Annotated in this window: 13 protein-coding genes, 1 tRNA gene and 1 other RNA gene; 8 read left to right on the top strand and 7 right to left on the bottom strand. The window is 51.8% G+C overall.

Annotated features, from left to right (window positions below; translation table 11 throughout):
* Position 1: 1 nt before the first annotated feature.
* Positions 2 to 547: a ribosome maturation factor RimM gene (rimM, locus tag SIB80_RS02865; protein ID WP_063420527.1), complete on the bottom strand. Its 546-nt coding sequence runs from the start codon at positions 545 to 547 to the stop codon at positions 2 to 4.
* A gap of 41 nt (positions 548 to 588) precedes the next feature.
* On the opposite strand from rimM, the gene SIB80_RS02870 reads away from it, so the two are divergent.
* Positions 589 to 774, top strand: a complete 186-nt coding sequence (locus SIB80_RS02870) for an NAD(P)H dehydrogenase subunit NdhS (RefSeq protein WP_063416920.1) — start codon at positions 589 to 591, stop codon at positions 772 to 774.
* 99 nt (positions 775 to 873) lie between these two features.
* On the opposite strand, the gene rnc is transcribed toward SIB80_RS02870, so the two are convergent.
* A complete protein-coding gene (gene rnc / locus SIB80_RS02875; RefSeq protein ID WP_063420842.1) occupies positions 874 to 1662 on the bottom strand; it encodes a ribonuclease III in 789 nt (262 codons plus the stop codon).
* A 59-nt stretch (positions 1663 to 1721) separates the two neighbouring features.
* Positions 1722 to 2123, bottom strand: an RNA gene (rnpB, locus tag SIB80_RS02880) — RNase P RNA component class A.
* A gap of 38 nt (positions 2124 to 2161) precedes the next feature.
* Between rnpB and SIB80_RS02885 the strand changes: the two genes are divergently transcribed.
* The 3 genes from SIB80_RS02885 to SIB80_RS02895 all read left to right on the top strand — a co-directional run bounded on the left by SIB80_RS02885 (position 2162) and on the right by SIB80_RS02895 (position 3155).
* A tRNA-Arg gene (locus SIB80_RS02885) sits at positions 2162 to 2235 on the top strand.
* A 94-nt stretch (positions 2236 to 2329) separates the two neighbouring features.
* Positions 2330 to 2659, top strand: a complete 330-nt coding sequence (locus SIB80_RS02890) for a hypothetical protein (RefSeq protein ID WP_063420526.1) — start codon at positions 2330 to 2332, stop codon at positions 2657 to 2659.
* 37 nt (positions 2660 to 2696) lie between these two features.
* On the top strand, positions 2697 to 3155 hold the full coding sequence (locus tag SIB80_RS02895; RefSeq protein ID WP_011131312.1) for a hypothetical protein: 459 nt from the start codon (positions 2697 to 2699) through the stop codon (positions 3153 to 3155).
* Positions 3156 to 3183: 28 nt separating this feature from the next.
* On the opposite strand, the gene SIB80_RS02900 is transcribed toward SIB80_RS02895, so the two are convergent.
* On the bottom strand, positions 3184 to 5709 hold the full coding sequence (locus SIB80_RS02900; protein ID WP_063420525.1) for a glycogen/starch/alpha-glucan phosphorylase: 2526 nt from the start codon (positions 5707 to 5709) through the stop codon (positions 3184 to 3186).
* Positions 5710 to 6067: 358 nt separating this feature from the next.
* On the opposite strand from SIB80_RS02900, the gene SIB80_RS02905 reads away from it, so the two are divergent.
* The 3 genes from SIB80_RS02905 (at position 6068) to SIB80_RS02915 (ending at position 9349) form a co-directional block, all read left to right on the top strand.
* The gene (locus SIB80_RS02905) at positions 6068 to 7441 is read left to right on the top strand and encodes a cation:proton antiporter (RefSeq protein WP_011131309.1); all 1374 of its coding nucleotides are present in this window, start codon (positions 6068 to 6070) and stop codon (positions 7439 to 7441) included.
* A 74-nt stretch (positions 7442 to 7515) separates the two neighbouring features.
* The gene (locus SIB80_RS02910) at positions 7516 to 8475 is read left to right on the top strand and encodes an alpha/beta fold hydrolase (RefSeq protein ID WP_063420524.1); all 960 of its coding nucleotides are present in this window, start codon (positions 7516 to 7518) and stop codon (positions 8473 to 8475) included.
* 7 nt (positions 8476 to 8482) lie between these two features.
* Positions 8483 to 9349 carry a galactose mutarotase gene (locus tag SIB80_RS02915; RefSeq protein ID WP_063420841.1) on the top strand — a complete coding sequence of 289 codons (867 nt, stop codon included), beginning with the start codon at positions 8483 to 8485 and terminating at the stop codon, positions 9347 to 9349.
* Positions 9350 to 9820: 471 nt separating this feature from the next.
* Here SIB80_RS02915 and SIB80_RS02920 read toward each other — a convergent pair whose 3' ends face one another.
* Complete coding sequence (locus tag SIB80_RS02920) at positions 9821 to 11047, bottom strand: FAD-binding oxidoreductase (protein ID WP_236066149.1); 1227 nt, start codon at positions 11045 to 11047, stop codon at positions 9821 to 9823.
* A 14-nt stretch (positions 11048 to 11061) separates the two neighbouring features.
* Between SIB80_RS02920 and SIB80_RS02925 the strand changes: the two genes are divergently transcribed.
* The gene (locus SIB80_RS02925; protein ID WP_063420523.1) at positions 11062 to 12450 is read left to right on the top strand and encodes a four-carbon acid sugar kinase family protein; all 1389 of its coding nucleotides are present in this window, start codon (positions 11062 to 11064) and stop codon (positions 12448 to 12450) included.
* Here SIB80_RS02925 and SIB80_RS02930 read toward each other — a convergent pair.
* Both SIB80_RS02930 and SIB80_RS02935 read right to left on the bottom strand, forming a co-directional pair.
* A complete protein-coding gene (locus SIB80_RS02930) occupies positions 12334 to 13779 on the bottom strand; it encodes a (Fe-S)-binding protein (protein WP_074160164.1) in 1446 nt (481 codons plus the stop codon). The two genes, SIB80_RS02925 and SIB80_RS02930, sit on opposite strands and share 117 nt — an antisense overlap.
* 298 nt (positions 13780 to 14077) lie before the next feature.
* A complete protein-coding gene (locus SIB80_RS02935) occupies positions 14078 to 15925 on the bottom strand; it encodes a hypothetical protein (protein ID WP_063420522.1) in 1848 nt (615 codons plus the stop codon).
* Positions 15926 to 16058: the final 133 nt, after the last annotated feature.

Consider the following 16058-nt stretch of genomic DNA (forward strand, 5'->3'; position numbering starts at 1 on the left):
CTTAGAGCTCTAGCAGTCCAGGAGGTGGGGTGAGTCGGAGCCAGCCTTGATTGAGTTGCACTTCTGGAACGATGGCTTCTACGAATGGAACCAGAACCCGCCGTCCTGCAAGTAATTCGATCTCGAGGAGGTCGTTCCCGGCGGTGGTGAGGTCGGTGACATGACCGATTGCAGGGCCTTCCGCTTCCAAACGGGTTTCGAGGCCGACCAAATCAAGCAGGTGAAACTCGCCTTCTGCCAGGCTGGGACGATCACTTGAAGGCACCAGTAGGTTTTGGCCTACAAGCGCTTCGGCCGCATTGCGATTGTTCACCCCAGCAAATTTCACGACATAGAGGGACCTCCCAGGTAGTTGACGTCCAGTCAGCAATTCAATAGGTCGTGGCTCATCATTGCGTTTTTTGAGCCAGCGTTGACCCGGAAGAGTGAAGCGTTCAGGGAAGTCACTGCTGGGGTTGATTCGTAGTTCACCTTGCATTCCTTGGGCGGCCACCAGTTTTCCCACGGTGAGCCAGTCTTCGTCGCCGTTCATGGGCGGAGAAAGCATGTCTGCTGATAATGGCGCTAAGACTGCCAAAAGCTGATCTCATGGCCTCTGTAGAAGCACCGATCTTGCCTGGTTCCAATGTGGTTGTGAACGAGATTCGCTCGATCTACAACGGCTATAGCGGATGTGTGCAACGTATCAGTGGAGATCGAGCTGCAGTCTTGTTTGAGGGGGGAAACTGGGACAAGTTGGTCACGATTCCTCTGAAACATCTTTTGCTGGCTTGAGGTTTTGGCAGTCCCTTCACTGCTGCCACTAACTTTCTCTAGTCAGCAAAGAGATTGATCTCCATCTTTCAGGAGCCTGGTTTTCTGTTCAGTGCGGCTTTAGTTGTCGGTAGCTGATTGGGTGAGTGCCTGAAGTGAGTGGCGGGCTGCCTCTTGCTCGGCATTGCGGCGGGAGCCTCCCCAACCCTCTCCAATTGGCCGATCATCGAGATGAACTTGGCAAACATAACGTTGAGGATCGCCATGTTGCTTGCTTCGTTCTGCACATTCGTAGCGGGGTAGCCCGAGCCCTCGTGCCTGGCTCCATTCCTGCAGCGCGGATTTGCTGTTGAGTCGATGAGGATCGGCTAGAACCGCACTGCTTGCTTCTTGCCAGTGGGGTGTGAGCCAGTGGTGGATTGGCTCAAGGCTTTGCCAGCACTCATAGATAGCTCCAATCAACGCTTCGGTTGCTTCAGCTTGCAGAGTGGGTTTAGCAGAGGCATCCCCTGCCGCCATGGGTCCGATGATGAGTACTGCTTCGATGCCGATACGTTGACCGACTTCGGCTAGCCAGCGATCACTCACAAGGTGAGCTCTTAATGCCGAGCGCTCGCCTACGTCCATGCGCGGGAAGTGGCGATCGATATACTCCGAGGCGGCTAGCCGCAGAACTGCGTCGCCAAGGAATTCCAGGCGCTCGTGGTTGATTATTTCTTGAGCTGAGGTGTGCGTCAGTGCTTCATCGAGAATGGCTAAACCTCTCGGTTCAGTTCCAGGGCAGCTTTTTGATCGTGCAGGATCCACCAGCGAGAGTTTCTTTAGCAGGTTTTGCAGTTGCTGGACCCGCTCGTTAGAGAGGTTTTTTGGGGTTGTTCGGGATGTTTTCGTCTTTGATCGATGAGTCATCACGCTAAGGATGGATTGTCTGGCCTTCTCTGCAGATTGATCAACAGCGTTAGGGAAGAGGGTGAAAGCAGGTCGTAAGCCGGGTTCTGTTCACTGCTCAAGAGCAGTGGGTGCTCATCTATCTAGGGCCGCCGTTACCGACGGCCTCAAGCGGCGCATTTATGTGGAACGTGGCAGATGGCCAGCCATCGCCCCTTGGCCTTGCTCCCAACCGGGGTTTACCGAGCCAGCACCTCTCGATGCTGCTGGTGCGCTCTTACCGCACCTTTGCACCCTTGCCTGTGCCCGGAGTAAAAACCCATGAGGCCATCGGCGGTGTTTTTCTGTGGCACTCTCCTCACGGTCACCCGCACTGGGCATTACCCAGCAAGTCTGGCCATCGGGGAGCCCGGACTTTCCTCAACCAAGCTCGTCTTGCCAATGGCAATGACGACTTGATCGCGAACACCTCACCTGCTTTCAGCTTCCATCATGCATTGAGGGCATAATTCCCTGTGATGGGGCTGTAGCTCAGCCGGATAGAGCGACGGTTTCCTAAACCGTAGGTCGTGGGTTCGAGTCCCGCCAGCCCCGTTTTTTGCCAACTGTTCGCGGTAGCCGGTACTACATCTGGTGGGCTAGGCAAATGCCACGCTCTCGCTAGTGTTGATTCGGTGGATCAGGCGTCATGACCCAGCTTCACGATCTGCGGCTACGGCTACTTGTGCAGCAGGAAAGCGAGAGCATTGCAAATTCACAACCCATGGACCTGGACCTCTCTGTGGTTCAGGCACGCTGCCTCTGTTGGTTGGCTGTATTGGCTGAGGCTCATGAAGATCAGGCCAGTGATGCTGAACGTCGAGGTGATACAGAGCAGGCGATGGGTTGGTTTGCTGACTCGATGCGACTCCGCGACGTGATCCAGGTGGTGTCCACCATTGAGATTCCCTTGCCGGCTCCAGGCGATACAGATTCGGGGGAGGGCAGTTTTTCAAGCGAGCCTCCTCTTGCGGCTTAGTAGATGCCATGATGGGATCTGAGCTAGACGGAGTGCGGTGCCTGAAGAGCCCTGTCAATGCCCTGACTGTCAAAGGTTTTACCGGGAGCATGATCGGCTGATTCGTGAGTGCCCTACCTTGCGTCATCAGCAGGAGCTCAATTGGGCTGCTTTGCAGTCTTTTCGAACACTTTCTGGTCGTGTTCTTGAAGATCTGCAGAAGCAATATGGCTCCCAAGCCAATGAGGCTGCTAATACTCACGCCACTCCTGTTAGTGGGGGAGAAGAGCCAGCTGATGCAATCCAGCAATCGATCGCTGATTTGGAGAACATCAATGCGCACCTGTTTTCCATCGAAGCCCTGATGGAACGCATCTTTGATGTGAAGGTGCCAGAAGCTGTTGAGCAGAAATTCCGAGAACTTGCAGGTGAACTAGCTCCAGATCCTCTCAATGCAGATCGGCTTCGCCTCAACCGTCTTCTGCATCAGACCCCTGATTTGCCTGATCGCAATTAGCTTTCCTAATCCATCGTTTATTGATTCTTCAGGGCACATCGCAGGTAATTTCTACAGGGAAGGGCTCAGCTTTCCAGATTGTCTGACAGTAGTCTTGGATTGAGCGGTCTGAGGAGAAGAAGCCAGTCCTTGCGGTGTTTAACAGTGACATCCGGTTCCATTGTTTCCGGTTGGTCCAGGCTTGGTTGACTTCGTCCTGGGCGCGCAGATAATCGGCGAAATCGGCTAATACGAAGAATGGATCGAAGCCAGTTAGGTTGTCGAGCAGGGGGCGGAACAGTTCTCCATCGCCGTTGCTGAAATGGCCAAGGCCGATCAGCCTTAAGGCTTCCGCTAGCTCGGGCAAGGTTTCAACAATTTGCCTGGGTCGATAGCCCTTGGTTTGGAGTGCCATGATTTCCGTCTCGGTTTTGCCAAACAGGAAGAAGTTCTCAGGGCCGACTCGCTCACGGATTTCAACGTTGGCACCATCAAGGGTGCCGATGGTGAGAGCTCCGTTCATCGCGAACTTCATGTTGCCGGTGCCTGAAGCTTCCTTGCCTGCGGTTGAGACCTGTTCGGAGAGGTCTGAGGCGGGATAAATCTGCTCAGCGAGTTTTACGTTGTAGTCAGGTAGGAAAACGACCCGAAGGCGGCCCTCCATATCGGGATCAGCGTTGATTGTTTCGGCAATGCCATTGATGAAGCGGATGATCAGTTTGGCCATGTAGTAGCCAGGTGCTGCCTTGCCTCCAAAGATCACGGTGCGCGGAGCCATTCCCTTGGCCTGGCCGTTCTTGATGCGCAGGTAGTGGGTGATCACCTGCAGGGCATTGAGGTGTTGGCGTTTGTATTCATGGATTCGTTTGACCTGCACATCGAAGAGGCTCGAAGGATCCACCAGAACACCGGTTTGTCGATGGATGTAACCGGCAAGTTTGCGCTTCACCGAAAGTTTGGTTGCTCCCCATTGCTCTAGGAAGGCGGTGTCATGTTGCCGCTCCTCCAGCTTGGTGAGTAATTCCATGTTGGTGATCCATTCAGGACCAACGTGTTCATCGAGTAATCGTGAGAGGGCTGGGTTGGCAAGGGCTACCCAGCGCCGCGGCGTGACGCCATTCGTGACATTGGTGAATTTCTCCGGCCAGATCTCAGCGAATTCCGGCATCAGCTGTCGCTTCAACAGATCAGAGTGCAACGCCGCAACACCGTTCACATGATGGGCTGCAATGGTGGCCAAGTTCGCCATGCGCACGGCCTTGCCACCATCCTCATCGATGATCGACAATTTTCTCTGGATCGCATCATTGCCTGGGTAACGCAGGCGTACCTGTTGTAGGAAGCGGCGGTTGATCTCATAGATCAGCTCAAGGTGGCGGGGCAGCAGGCTGGCAAAGCGAGTGAGATCCCACTTCTCTAGGGCTTCTGGCAACAACGTGTGGTTGGTGTATGCGACTGAGCGGGTCGTGATGTCCCAGGCGGTGTCCCAATCCAGATAGTGCTCATCAATGAGCAGTCGCATCAGCTCTGCTACCGCAATCGCCGGGTGGGTGTCGTTGAGCTGAACGGTCCAGTGATTAGGGAACTCTTCAATGGGAATGCCTCGGTTTCCAAGACTGCGCAGCATGTCTTGGAGGGAGCAGCTCACAAAGAAGTGTTGCTGCTTGAGGCGCAGGCGGCGTCCTTCATCGGTGCCGTCATTGGGATAGAGCACCTTGGAAAGGGTTTCTGAACCAACCTTTTCTTCCACAGCTCCGTAGTAGTCACCGATGTTGAAGGCGTAGAAATCAAAGCTTTCAGTCGCGTCTGCTCGCCAGAGGCGTAGGCGGTTACAGGTGTTGACCCGATAGCCAAGGACCGGCACATCGTGGGGAATGCCGATGGCATGCTCGGAGGGGATCCAGCGTGAGCGGTAGTTGCCCTTGCCGTCGGTGTAGCTCTCGGTGCGACCACCAAAGCCCACGAAGCAGGCCTCCTCGGGTTGGGGGAGTTCCCATGGCCAACCACCCTTGAGCCATTTGTCTGTGACCTCTACCTGCCAGCCATCTCGGATCAACTGGTTGAAGATGCCGAATTCGTAGCGGATTCCATAGCCGATAGCTGGCACCTGCAGGCTGGCCAGTGATTCCATGTAGCAGGCGGCAAGACGGCCTAGACCTCCATTGCCGAGACCGGGCTCTTCCTCGACCTCAAGGATCTGATCGAGTGATTCGATCCGGAAGCGGCGTAAAGCTTGCTCTGCGATTTCTTTCGAGATGCCAAGGTTGAGTAGGTTGCTGTTGAGCTGCGGACCGATGAGGAATTCAGCAGATAGATAGGCCACCGTCTTGTGGGGTCTGGCTCGGATTGCCTCAAGACTTGCCAGGTAGCGAGTCATCAGCCGATCCCGCACGGCATAACTCAGGGCCATGTAGAGGTCATGGTTACTTGCTGTGGGAGCAAGTTTTCCGAGGGTAAAGAACAGATGTTCTGTCATCCCGTCGAATACAGCATCGGCATCCAGCCCGGCTCGTTCAGGGTCGGCGAAGCACCCCGGAGTGGGCAGGCGTAGATCTAGGGGGTGGGAGCTGCTCATGACGGCGGAGAGAAAATAATGTTGGAGGGCTGGAGGCTCTCCTTGTAAGGGGTATTAAGGGAACGAGTAATCAGGCGTAGTAGGAGTCAGTGGCCAATCGGCAGCTCAAAAGGTGTCAAGGTGATTGATTGGTTCATCCTCGTCACGTGTGTTGAGGATGCTCATTCTCTTGAGGCGAAGGGTTTAGGCCATCGAACCCAGCTGGGGAATCTCTGGAAGTTAGCTGCGATGTGCGGCTTGTTTGCCCTAGCAACCGCACATCAACACCTGCAGGTTCTCCTCACGCTTCGGTTTGAGCACACCAAAGCAGGATTTGCCTTTCCTTTAATCTCGCTCACAAAGACTGAAATCCGGCTCCATGGTTTTGCATTCAGTGTTGTCCGTGCTGAGCAGCCACGACGTGGAGGTGGCTGAAACTTTGATCGGTGTGCTGAATTTCCTGCTGATTTTTGTTGCAGCACGCACTCTGGCTGAGCTTTTAGTGCGTTTGCATCTACCTACGATCGTCGGCGAACTGCTCGCAGGGGTTCTGATCGGGGCCTCAGGTTTGCATCTATTGGTGCCGCCAAGTACTCATTCTCATTTGAATGAGGGTTTGGTCAGCCTGATCAGCGCTTTGGCCTCGATTCCTCCTGAGGCCGTACCAGACCTCTATTACGAAACCTTCCCCTCTCTGCAAGCGGTTGCCACGCTCGGCTTGTATGCCCTGCTTTTCCTCACCGGGTTGGAAAGTGAGTTGGAAGAGTTGGTCGCTGTAGGAGTCCAGGCCTTCACCGTGGCCATGGCTGGCGTGGTGCTGCCTTTTGCCTTAGGCACCTTTGGTTTGATGGCTCTCTTCCAGGTGGAATTGATCCCGGCGATTTTTGCTGGTGCTTCGATGACTGCTACCAGCATCGGCATCACTGCCAGTGTGTTTGGCGAACTCGGTTATCTCAAAACGCGAGAGGGCCAGATCGTGATTGGTGCGGCTGTGCTTGATGACATCCTTGGCATTGTGATCCTTGCTGTTGTTGTGGCCTTGGCCACAGGAGGCAACCTCGAGATTGCCCCGATTGTGAAACTTGTCGTAGCAGCGACAGTGTTTGTGGTCTTAGCAATCGTGCTTAGCCGTACTGCGGCTCCAGCCTTTGATTGGGTGATCGACCGACTTAAAGCGCCTGGAGCGGTTGTTGTGGCCTCGTTTGTGATTCTTGTACTGTGTTGCTTTATCGCTACGGCGATTGGTTTGGAAGCCGCTTTGGGGGCCTTTGCCGCTGGATTGATCCTCAGCAGCTCGAAGAACAATCACGCGATTCAGCAGTCGGTTTTGCCGATCGTGACCCTCTTCGCCACGATTTTCTTTGTTTTGGTTGGCGCTGGCATGGATCTTTCAGTGATCAATCCTCTGGATCCTGCGAGCCGCTCTGCACTCGTTGTGGCTGGCTTCCTGGTTGTTGTAGCGATTGTGGGCAAGATTGCTGCTGGTTGGGCTTTCTGGATTGACAAACCCACCAATCGTTTGGTTGTTGGTCTTGGCATGATGCCGCGCGGTGAAGTTGGTTTGATTTTTCTTGGGCTGGGTACAAGCGCCGGACTGCTTTCTCCTTCTTTAGAAGCTGCCGTTCTATTGATGGTGATTAGCACCACCTTCCTTGCACCGTTGCTTTTGCGTTTGGTGCTTAAAGACAAAACGCCTGGAGGCGGCAACTCCATCCCTGATGACGTTGCTGCCAATCCTGTTGGCCTGGTTTAGTGCAGCTTTTTTGATTGCCTAGCCCTGATAAGTAAAAGAATTGCCTACCATCAACTTTCGCCACCGTCGCCGTTGTGACGTCAGCTCCATCTGCCGTTCTTAATGCTTCCTGGAGCCATCTGGGGCACGATGTTCATTGCTTACAACGCATCCCAGATCAGGATGTTGAGCATGGGGGACGCCAACGGCCGGCATTGTTGTTGGTGCATGGCTTCGGGGCTTCTACAGATCACTGGCGCCACAACATTCCAAAGCTTTCTCTCACCCATGAGGTGCATGCCATAGACCTGCTTGGCTTTGGTCGTAGTGCCAAACCTGGTGGGCTCGATTATGGCGGGGACCTTTGGAAAGACCAGTTGGTTGCATATGTCAATGAGCGGATTGGAAGGCCCACTGTGATTGTTGGCAATTCGCTGGGAGGTTATGCAGCCTTGGCTGCAGCTGCTGCTCTTGAATCGCAATCGGCCGGAGTGGTTTTACTGAATGCTGCTGGTTATTTCAGCGATGAGAAGTTTTCTCCAAAACCAAAAGACATGAGTTCGAGGCTTCGCCAGATGATTGGGCAAGGTCTTTCAAGGGATCTTGTGGTGAAGTGGTTGATATATCCCTTGATCCAGAGAATGATCTTTGAGAATCTGCGCAGGCCTGGTGTCATTCGCAAGACTCTCCAGCAGGTTTATATAGACCCTGCCAATGTTGATGATGATCTAATTGAGTCGATTCGTAGGCCTTCTCTGGATCCAGGCGCGTTCCAAGTGTTTCGCAATGTTTTTCAGGCACGTGGGCTTAGGGGTAAGGCTATTGATGAATTGTTCAATGATTTGCAAGCTCCTCTTTTATTGCTCTGGGGTGATGGTGATCCTTGGTTGAGGAATGCAAAAGCTAAGCAAGATAAGTTTCGCACATATGCCAGAGAAGCTTCTTTGGAAGTGAAAGAGGTGCTTTTAAATGCTGGACATTGCCCTCATGATGAGGTGCCTGACTTGGTGAATTCTGAATTGCTGGAGTGGCTAAATGGTTTGAGTATTGCTTAAATTAGGAATGATTGACGGCCATAGTTCTCCTCTTCTACGTAGGCAGAGTCCCTATCCTCATTGGCAGTATCTGCACCCAGAAAGTGGTGATCGTTTGCGGATTGTGCCTGAGCGAGGTGGTTTAGTCACTGATTGGTGTTGTAATGGCCATGAGCTGCTCTATTTGGATCAGGAGCGTTTTGCAGATCCAGAGAAAAGTATTCGCGGAGGCATTCCAGTGTTGTTTCCCATCTGCGGAAACCTGCCAGACGATTTATTATCCTTCCCAAGTGGTGAGTTCATTCTTAAACAGCATGGTTTTGCTAGGGATCAGCCCTGGGAATTGCAGTTATTAGAAGATCACAGTGGCGTGAAGCTTAGCCTTGGTGATAGTGAAGAGACGCGTGCTGCTTATCCATTCGCTTTTTTGCTTGAGATGGTGGTGCGTCCGATTCGCAATGCTTTAGAGATCGAGGTAAATGTACATAACCGTAGTCAAGTTGCGATGCCATTCAGTTTTGGTTTGCACCCTTATTTCAAGGTCACTGATTTGAACAAGGTTCGCCTTGAAGGCTTACCAAATTCATGTCTCAATCATTTGCAGATGGCAGAAGCTGAAACCTCCATCCAATTGGCAGCTTTAACTGAGGGGGTGGACTTCTTGACTCGCCCTGCGGGGCCAGTCACCCTTGTGGATGAAGCCTGTGAGAGATCTCTGCAGCTTCAGCATGAGAATCCCATGGATCTCACTGTGGTGTGGACTGATCCACCGCGGCAGATGGTATGCCTTGAGCCTTGGACTGGGCCGCGTGAGGCTTTGATTAGTGGGGATCGAAAGTTGGAGATCGAAGCTGGTGGCCAGCAGAGGCTGAGATGTGCCTTGGTTAATTGTTGATCAATTTTCCCTATTGATGCAACTTTAATCCCCAGTGAAAATATCTTCATTTTCAGATTGAGTACGCATAGTATGAATTGATATTGGCTGGCCAAGCTTCTGCCTTTTGGCTCGTATTCGACCATGCCATAAGATTTAAATTAATCTACCTTGATTGGACTTACCTTGCATGCATCCTTGCGCAAAGGACTTGGAGTCTTGGTCTTGATAGTCTAATCATTTTCTAAAAGTTTAACATGGGATATGTTGATCTCTGCGGTGGCCATGGCTTGGATCTAATCTTTTAGGGTTTAAGTTAATTGATTGATATGCTTGGGTGCGATTAAAGGCTTGGGAAGAGGCCTGGCCGTTTAGATCTTGTGCCTGATAGTTGTTTATATGCTAGTGCTATCTTCAGGGTTTAAGTTTGATAAGATAGCCCTCTTCTCGATGCTTTATTGAGGCATTCCGCCATGTCTACTTGGCCGTTGATTAACCACAAACTCCTGGCAATCGGCCTCTTGCTAGTTGTTGTTTCGGATCGAATTGTTTCTTCACAGCTTCAATCAGTGGCCTTGAAGGTGCATCCAGCCAAGCAGGGAGGTGATCGCCAGCTTGACTGGGCTGCTGCAGGAGTGTGAGCTGGCCACCGAGGCGAGCAATCTCGTGGCGCAGCGCGTTGAGATCCTCGCTTTGGCTTATCTCGTTTGCGTTTGCTGGTGATATTTGCCAGCCGTCGCCGATGCCGGCGCCAGCGGCAAGCTGCCAATGCCAGCCGTTGAGGGCTTGTAGTTCTTTGCTGGCGATCAGCCGGTGAATGTTGCTTGGTTGCAGCGCTATCCGTACTAGCCAATGGTTGCTATCGAAAGATCCTTCAGATGGGTGTGGCTCTTGATGGGGGCCGAGCCAGTCGAGCTGTCTTGTGCCCAGTTGATGTTGATTGGCGAGGGCTTTGAGGTGGCCTATTTGGTCGTTGACGGCTTGATCGCTCACGCTGGCCACGCCGATGTTGAGATGCCAGTCTTCTAAATCTGTTTTGATCCAATCGCAGTATTCCGGGGTGAAGCTGGTGCGCAATAGTGCAGCTCGCCATGCTTCCAGAGCTTCCAGAGAACCATCAAGGTGAAGGCCGATGTGTGCTGGGCGGATTGGTTGGCAGCGCAGAGTGAGTTCCGTGATCAGAGCCAAGCTGCCCCAACTGCCGCACAGCAGGCGCATGAGGTCATAGCCAGCCACGTTTTTGACGACCCGGCCTCCAGCATGCGCAGCAATGCCATCGCTCCGCAGGAGGCCGATTCCGATCAGTTGGTCGCGGATACCCAGATGCCGCTGTCGCAAACCGCCGGCGAGGCCACGAGCCACCAACCCACCCACACTGCCAGCACTGTTGGGATCTGCGTTGGCTTGGCTTCCCCTGGGCCAGTTCACAGCTAGCCACTGATGGTGTTCTTTCAAAACCATTTGTAGCTCTGCCAGCGGCAGGCCGGCTTCAACAGTGATCGTGAGGTCGTCGACAGCGTGATCAAGGATGCGATTGAGACCACTCACGCTGATTGGTTGTGAAGGCATCTCCACAGGCGGCCCCCATTGCAGACGGCTGCCAAGACCACAGGGCAGCCAGGGGGTTGCTGCTGCATGCAGCCCCGCAACAAGATCGGCCAGTTCATCTGCCGTAGCAGGTGCTGGCACGTTGGCGGTATCGGCGAAGAACGTGTTCACGTCACGATGGTGCCATGAAGATTGTGGTGCTTGATGACGACCCCACCGGCTCCCAGACTGTGCATGGCTGTCTGCTGCTGCTGCGCTGGGATGTTGATGTGTTGCGGCATGGGTTGCGCCACCCTTCGCCACTCTTGTTTGTGCTGGCCAACACACGTGCGTTAGCTCCTGATCAGGCGGCATCCCGCAATCGTGAGATTTGTTCTGCTTTGCGGCAAGCATTCGCGGCGGAAGGCATGTCAGCAGCGGAAGTTGTTGTGGTCAGTCGCGGTGACTCCACGCTGCGCGGTCATGGCGTTTTGGAGCCTGAGGTGATCGCTGAGGAGCTTGGCCCCTTCGATGCGACGCTGCATGTTCCTGCCTTCCTCGAAGGAGGGCGCACCACGGTAAATGGCGTGCATTTGCTTGATGGCAAGCCAGTGCATTCCAGTGCTTTTGCCAAAGATCGCTTGTTTGGTTACAGCACCAGTGATCTCCCTGCTTGGCTAGAGGAGAAAAGTGGTGGGCAGATCCGAGCTCAAACTGTTCAGCGCCTCTGCCTTGCGCAGTTGGATGCGGCTGTTGAAAATCAAGATGCTGCGACGCCATTGAAGACAGGCCGCACAGAGTTGCGTCGTTGGTTGGCTCGGCTTCATCACAATCAGTCTGTGGTAGTGGATGCGGAGCATTCTGAGCAATTGCTGGCCTTAGCAGAAGCGGTAAGGCAGTTGGCTGGTCATAAGCGTTTTCTGTTTCGCTCTGCAGCAAGCTTGCTCAATGCGTTGGCAGATCTTGCACCACAACCTCATGCTGCTGATGGCTTGGCTGGCATGCGACGGACCTATCACTCAGGTCAACGATGGCCTGGGTTGGTGATGGTTGGTTCCCACGTTCCTCTGGCTGATGCTCAGTTGGAATGTTTACTCGAGGAGCCAGAGTGCATGGGGGTGGAATTGCCAGTTCCCCGCTTGGCGCAGATCTTGCAGAGAGGCTTGTCTGATGGGCGCTTGGCTGAATTGGAGCAGCATTGCTTCAATCAGCTTGGCGAGGCGCTTGCCATCGGTCGTACACCGGTGTTGTTTACGAGTCGCGGTGAATTGGATTGTTCGACATCAGCGGCAAGGCTGAGCTTTGGCGTTGCTTTGGCTCAATTGATGGCTCGTCTGGCGGCTGCTCTCGCGCCGAGGTTGGGCTATTTGATCAGTAAGGGTGGAATTACAACCCACACTCTCTTGGCAGAAGGGCTGGGCTTGGAGATGGTGCAGCTTGAGGGGCAAATCTTGCCAGGCTTGTCGTTGGTGCGGCCTTTAGCTGGAGATGGCTTGGTTGATCTGCCGATCCTTACCTTCCCGGGAAATCTTGGCAATGAAACCACGCTGTTGACCGCCTGGCGATTGATGGAGGCCGGCGGCACAGGCCAGTAGTTCCATTGGATGGGCGACGGCCACATCACCATCCAGATGGCGGCGGAGTTGCAAGGTGCAGCCAATGTTGGCGCTGGCAATCAGCTCCGCTCCAGTGTTGCTGAGGTCAGCAACCTTGATTCTCCCCAGTTCGGCAGCTTCTTTAGGGTTGACCAAGTTATAAATTCCTGCGCTCCCACAGCAAACTCCGGCTTCTGTGGCTTCGCTCAAAACCAGATGTGGAATGGCCTTCAATAGTTGTCTTGGTTGGGCTTGGATTCCTTGGCCATGAATCATGTGGCAGGCATCGTGGTATGCAACTTTCAGAGGAGTTTGGGGGCTGGCAGGCTGCCCATTGTGATGGGCAAGAGGCTGAAGATTTTGCTGAAAGTTGCTGTCGAGACCGTGTTCCGCAAGGAATTCATGCACATCGAAGACGGGAATGTTGAAGCTTGCTGTTGCGTTGAGGAGTTCGCCGTAGGCCTTCATGGTGTGGCCACAGCCCGAGGCGGCCACCAGCACAGCCTCTAAGGGCTCGGCTCCAGCAGGTCGCCCTGGGCCGACAACATTGGCAAAGCTTTGGACAAGCTTCTCGGCTAGCTCTCGGGTTTGTTTGAGTTGCCCCTGGTGGTGGGAGACGGCGCCACAGCAGCCTTGATCTTTTGGCACAACGACTTCAAAGCCATTCGCTTGCAGCACAGCAATAGTGGCTCGGTTCACGTTGGGATCGAAGCAACGTTGCACACAGCCAAGAACAAGCCCCACTCTGCTGCGGCGTTGACCTGTTGCGGGGTGGAGAACCTGCAGATCATCCTGAAAATTTTCTGCTGCAAGTGCAGGTAACAAGGCCTCCATCGCTTCCAGTTGGGGCCCAAGAATTTTGTTGATACCGAGGCGGCGGCTGAGTGCTTGTATTGGTGTCCCCGCGTAGGCACGCAAAGGTTGCAGAAGGGCGCGCAGTCGGCCGGGATAGGGGAGCAACTTCAGTAGAACTTGACGAAAGTGGTTCTGGCAGGGGCTGCGAAGTTCTGCTTGGTTCAGTAAAGGGCGCGTCGCCTCGATGAGCTGGTCGTAGCGAACGCCTGAGGGGCAGGCACTTACACAGGCAAAGCAACCTAGGCAGGAGTCGAAGTGGCTGGCGACGGTGGCATCAAGCTCCAGCTCACCGTTGTCGATCGCCTTGAGGGTATGGATTCGCCCTCGTGGTGAATCCATTTCAGTGCCCAACACTCGGTAACTTGCGCAGGTTGGCAGGCAGAAACCACAGTGCACGCAGGGGTCGGTGGCGTCTGCTGGGAGACGGCTCAAGACCTTGTCATTTTGGTTTGGCGTGACGTCAACAGAGGTCATGCTTTGAGTCTGGCGACTTCCATGTCGCTCTGTCGCATGCCGGCAGTATGCGCCATCACTATTGGCGATCGTTCTCAATACCGTTGGCTGTTGCCTGAAGATTTGCTTTTTGGCACCAACTTTATGATTTTTTGCTCATGCTACTTACTCAGGATAAATATTGCCGCTAGCATTTAGAGGCACTGCCAATTTGATGGAAAATATCCTGGATTTTGGGCTCCCAAGAGTTCGAGATATGGGCATTGTTTGCAAATCTGAATCAGTATTGCAGATCAACCTTTTGAAAGGTATCAGGAGTTTATTTTAAGCGGACAAATAATCCTTTGTTAGGTACAATCTGATCTTTGTAGATAATCGTAAACTGCCTTTGTTCTAAAATTGGATCTAGCAGGCTCTTGTTTTGGTCAATGCTTGCAACAATGTCTCCTGATTTAGGTAAGTACCTTTGACCCTTGTTGATACCGTCCTTAATTAAATAAGTTTTTGTCTTTGAATCGTATTCAATCAGCCTATCATATTTTAATTGTCCCAGGAACCGCTCGCGTGAAAGCCTCGATTTCTCGTTGATAATGAGGTTGACCTCGTTGCCAATTCTTTTGATCTGTCTAAGGGTTTCATCTAAATGTTCGAAATTTGCTTGATTGGAAATTTGCTCTAGTTTTATCCATTTTGCAGTTTGGTAAACGCTTGAAATCCTGAGCGCTGAGAACTGCAAGTGTTCGCATATGAGAATTCCAGCCGCAAATATTATGCTGGTGAAAACAGGTTTATTCGTATTTAAGTGATTTTTAATCCATGGCTCAATCCATTTTGACCATGCATAAGCAGCATTGATGATAATGACTATTTGGAGGGGAAATGATTGATAGTCGTCTGCTTTCAGGCGTGTTAGGCCAAGAAGAGCTGTCCCATAAATAAACGCAGCAATATTAAAAGAATCAAGTATGTTTAATGTGACTAATTTTTTTATAGCCATCCATAACCTTGTGATGGTTATGAGGCCTAACGCTGTGATCCGAATGTCGAGATTCAGATTGAGTTGATTCCCCTCGATGTAAAGACCTTCACTTGCATAAACTCCTGGAATTAAGGAGAGAACTACATAGCTTGCAATGAATACTGGAATAAGAAGAAGAATGTAGAGATCCAGCTTGTTGCTTTTTAAGAGTTTGCTGAATAGGCCTTTAAGATGGTTCGGGCCAAAAGCGGACATCTTCTTCGCCTCTAGCGCAAGATTCACGATAGAAGGCGTTAGGAAGAGAAGGATGGCTATATCTTTAGTTAAAGATCCTATTGATGCGAGAATAATTGCCGTGTAGAAAGTTGTATTTTTATTCTCTTTAGCGTGTCTAATGTAGCAATATAAATAGGCTGCAAAAAGTGTTCCTACTGTTCTCTCGGAGTAGATGACGTGGAAAAACGTAAATACTGTAGAAGGGTGAAAGAGAAGGATTATGGTGATAAATATTGCTAAGCTTGACTGATTAACTTTTCCTTTTATTGAAAGGTTTTCGACGATTTTTGTACAAAAGAAAACTATTAAAAAAAGCTGGAATGAGCAAAAAAGTAGCCAGGTCTTGATTTGAACTGTGAACCAGCTAAGAATGTGTAAATCCTGATGGGCTAGTGGGAAAAAGCGAAAATCGCTTCTCCTCATTGTTTCGTTGACAAAGCTGTAGCGGATTGAAAAATTATCTAACAGGTTTCCATTGATTAGGTCTGGATACCAGCCAATCATGTCGAAGTAAAGGTAGGAAGAACCATAGATTATTGCTATTGCATAGCAGGCAAGAAGGATTGAAGTCAGTGGATTCTTGCTTCCGAATTCGATTAAGTTTTTCAAGAAAGGGCGAGTTGATTGATATTGACTTTTGTTCTTTTTGTAATGTCGAGGTGCAAGCGCTGTCAGCTTGTATGTCCCGGTTAATATGAATATTAGAAAGAGGTCGTGTGCGTATCCGAGATATAAGCGAATCAAAGCTCTGCCTTCACTTGAATTAGCTGTTGGTAGTAAGTGGTTGTTTTTGTGAATCCAGATTGCCAGGCATATTCCGATGCCTGCAATTAAGCTGCTAATTGTTATGAGGAATATTGGCCATGGAAATTGTAAATTGCTTTTTGAGTATTTCTTTTTTTGGATTGCCATTTTAGTAATTTAGAGCTCTTGATTGCCGAGTTGGAATTTATGAGATTTGGCTTATTGTTTATGTAGTGATTGATTGTATTCTGCGATAGCTTTTGAAGGCTGGGTAGGCATGGCTGAAGGGCAAGGTTAGTTG

The organism is Prochlorococcus sp. MIT 1327 (assembly GCF_047304785.1).
Lineage (GTDB): Bacteria > Cyanobacteriota > Cyanobacteriia > PCC-6307 > Cyanobiaceae > Prochlorococcus > Prochlorococcus marinus_D.

Excerpts from the sequence above, each read along its gene's own strand:
- SIB80_RS02935 (WP_063420522.1), bottom strand. The coding sequence starts at position 15,925 with ATGGCAATCCAAAAAAAGAAATACTCAAAAAGCAATTTACAATTTCCA.
- rimM (WP_063420527.1), bottom strand. The coding sequence starts at position 547 with ATGCTTTCTCCGCCCATGAACGGCGACGAAGACTGGCTCACCGTGGGA.
- SIB80_RS02925 (WP_063420523.1), top strand. The coding sequence starts at position 11,062 with ATGAAGATTGTGGTGCTTGATGACGACCCCACCGGCTCCCAGACTGTG.
- SIB80_RS02905 (WP_011131309.1), top strand. The coding sequence starts at position 6,068 with ATGGTTTTGCATTCAGTGTTGTCCGTGCTGAGCAGCCACGACGTGGAG.
- SIB80_RS02900 (WP_063420525.1), bottom strand. The coding sequence starts at position 5,709 with ATGAGCAGCTCCCACCCCCTAGATCTACGCCTGCCCACTCCGGGGTGC.
- SIB80_RS02890 (WP_063420526.1), top strand. The coding sequence starts at position 2,330 with ATGACCCAGCTTCACGATCTGCGGCTACGGCTACTTGTGCAGCAGGAA.
- SIB80_RS02870 (WP_063416920.1), top strand. The coding sequence starts at position 589 with ATGGCCTCTGTAGAAGCACCGATCTTGCCTGGTTCCAATGTGGTTGTG.
- rnc (WP_063420842.1), bottom strand. The coding sequence starts at position 1,662 with ATGACTCATCGATCAAAGACGAAAACATCCCGAACAACCCCAAAAAAC.
- SIB80_RS02930 (WP_074160164.1), bottom strand. The coding sequence starts at position 13,779 with ATGACCTCTGTTGACGTCACGCCAAACCAAAATGACAAGGTCTTGAGC.
- SIB80_RS02915 (WP_063420841.1), top strand. The coding sequence starts at position 8,483 with ATGATTGACGGCCATAGTTCTCCTCTTCTACGTAGGCAGAGTCCCTAT.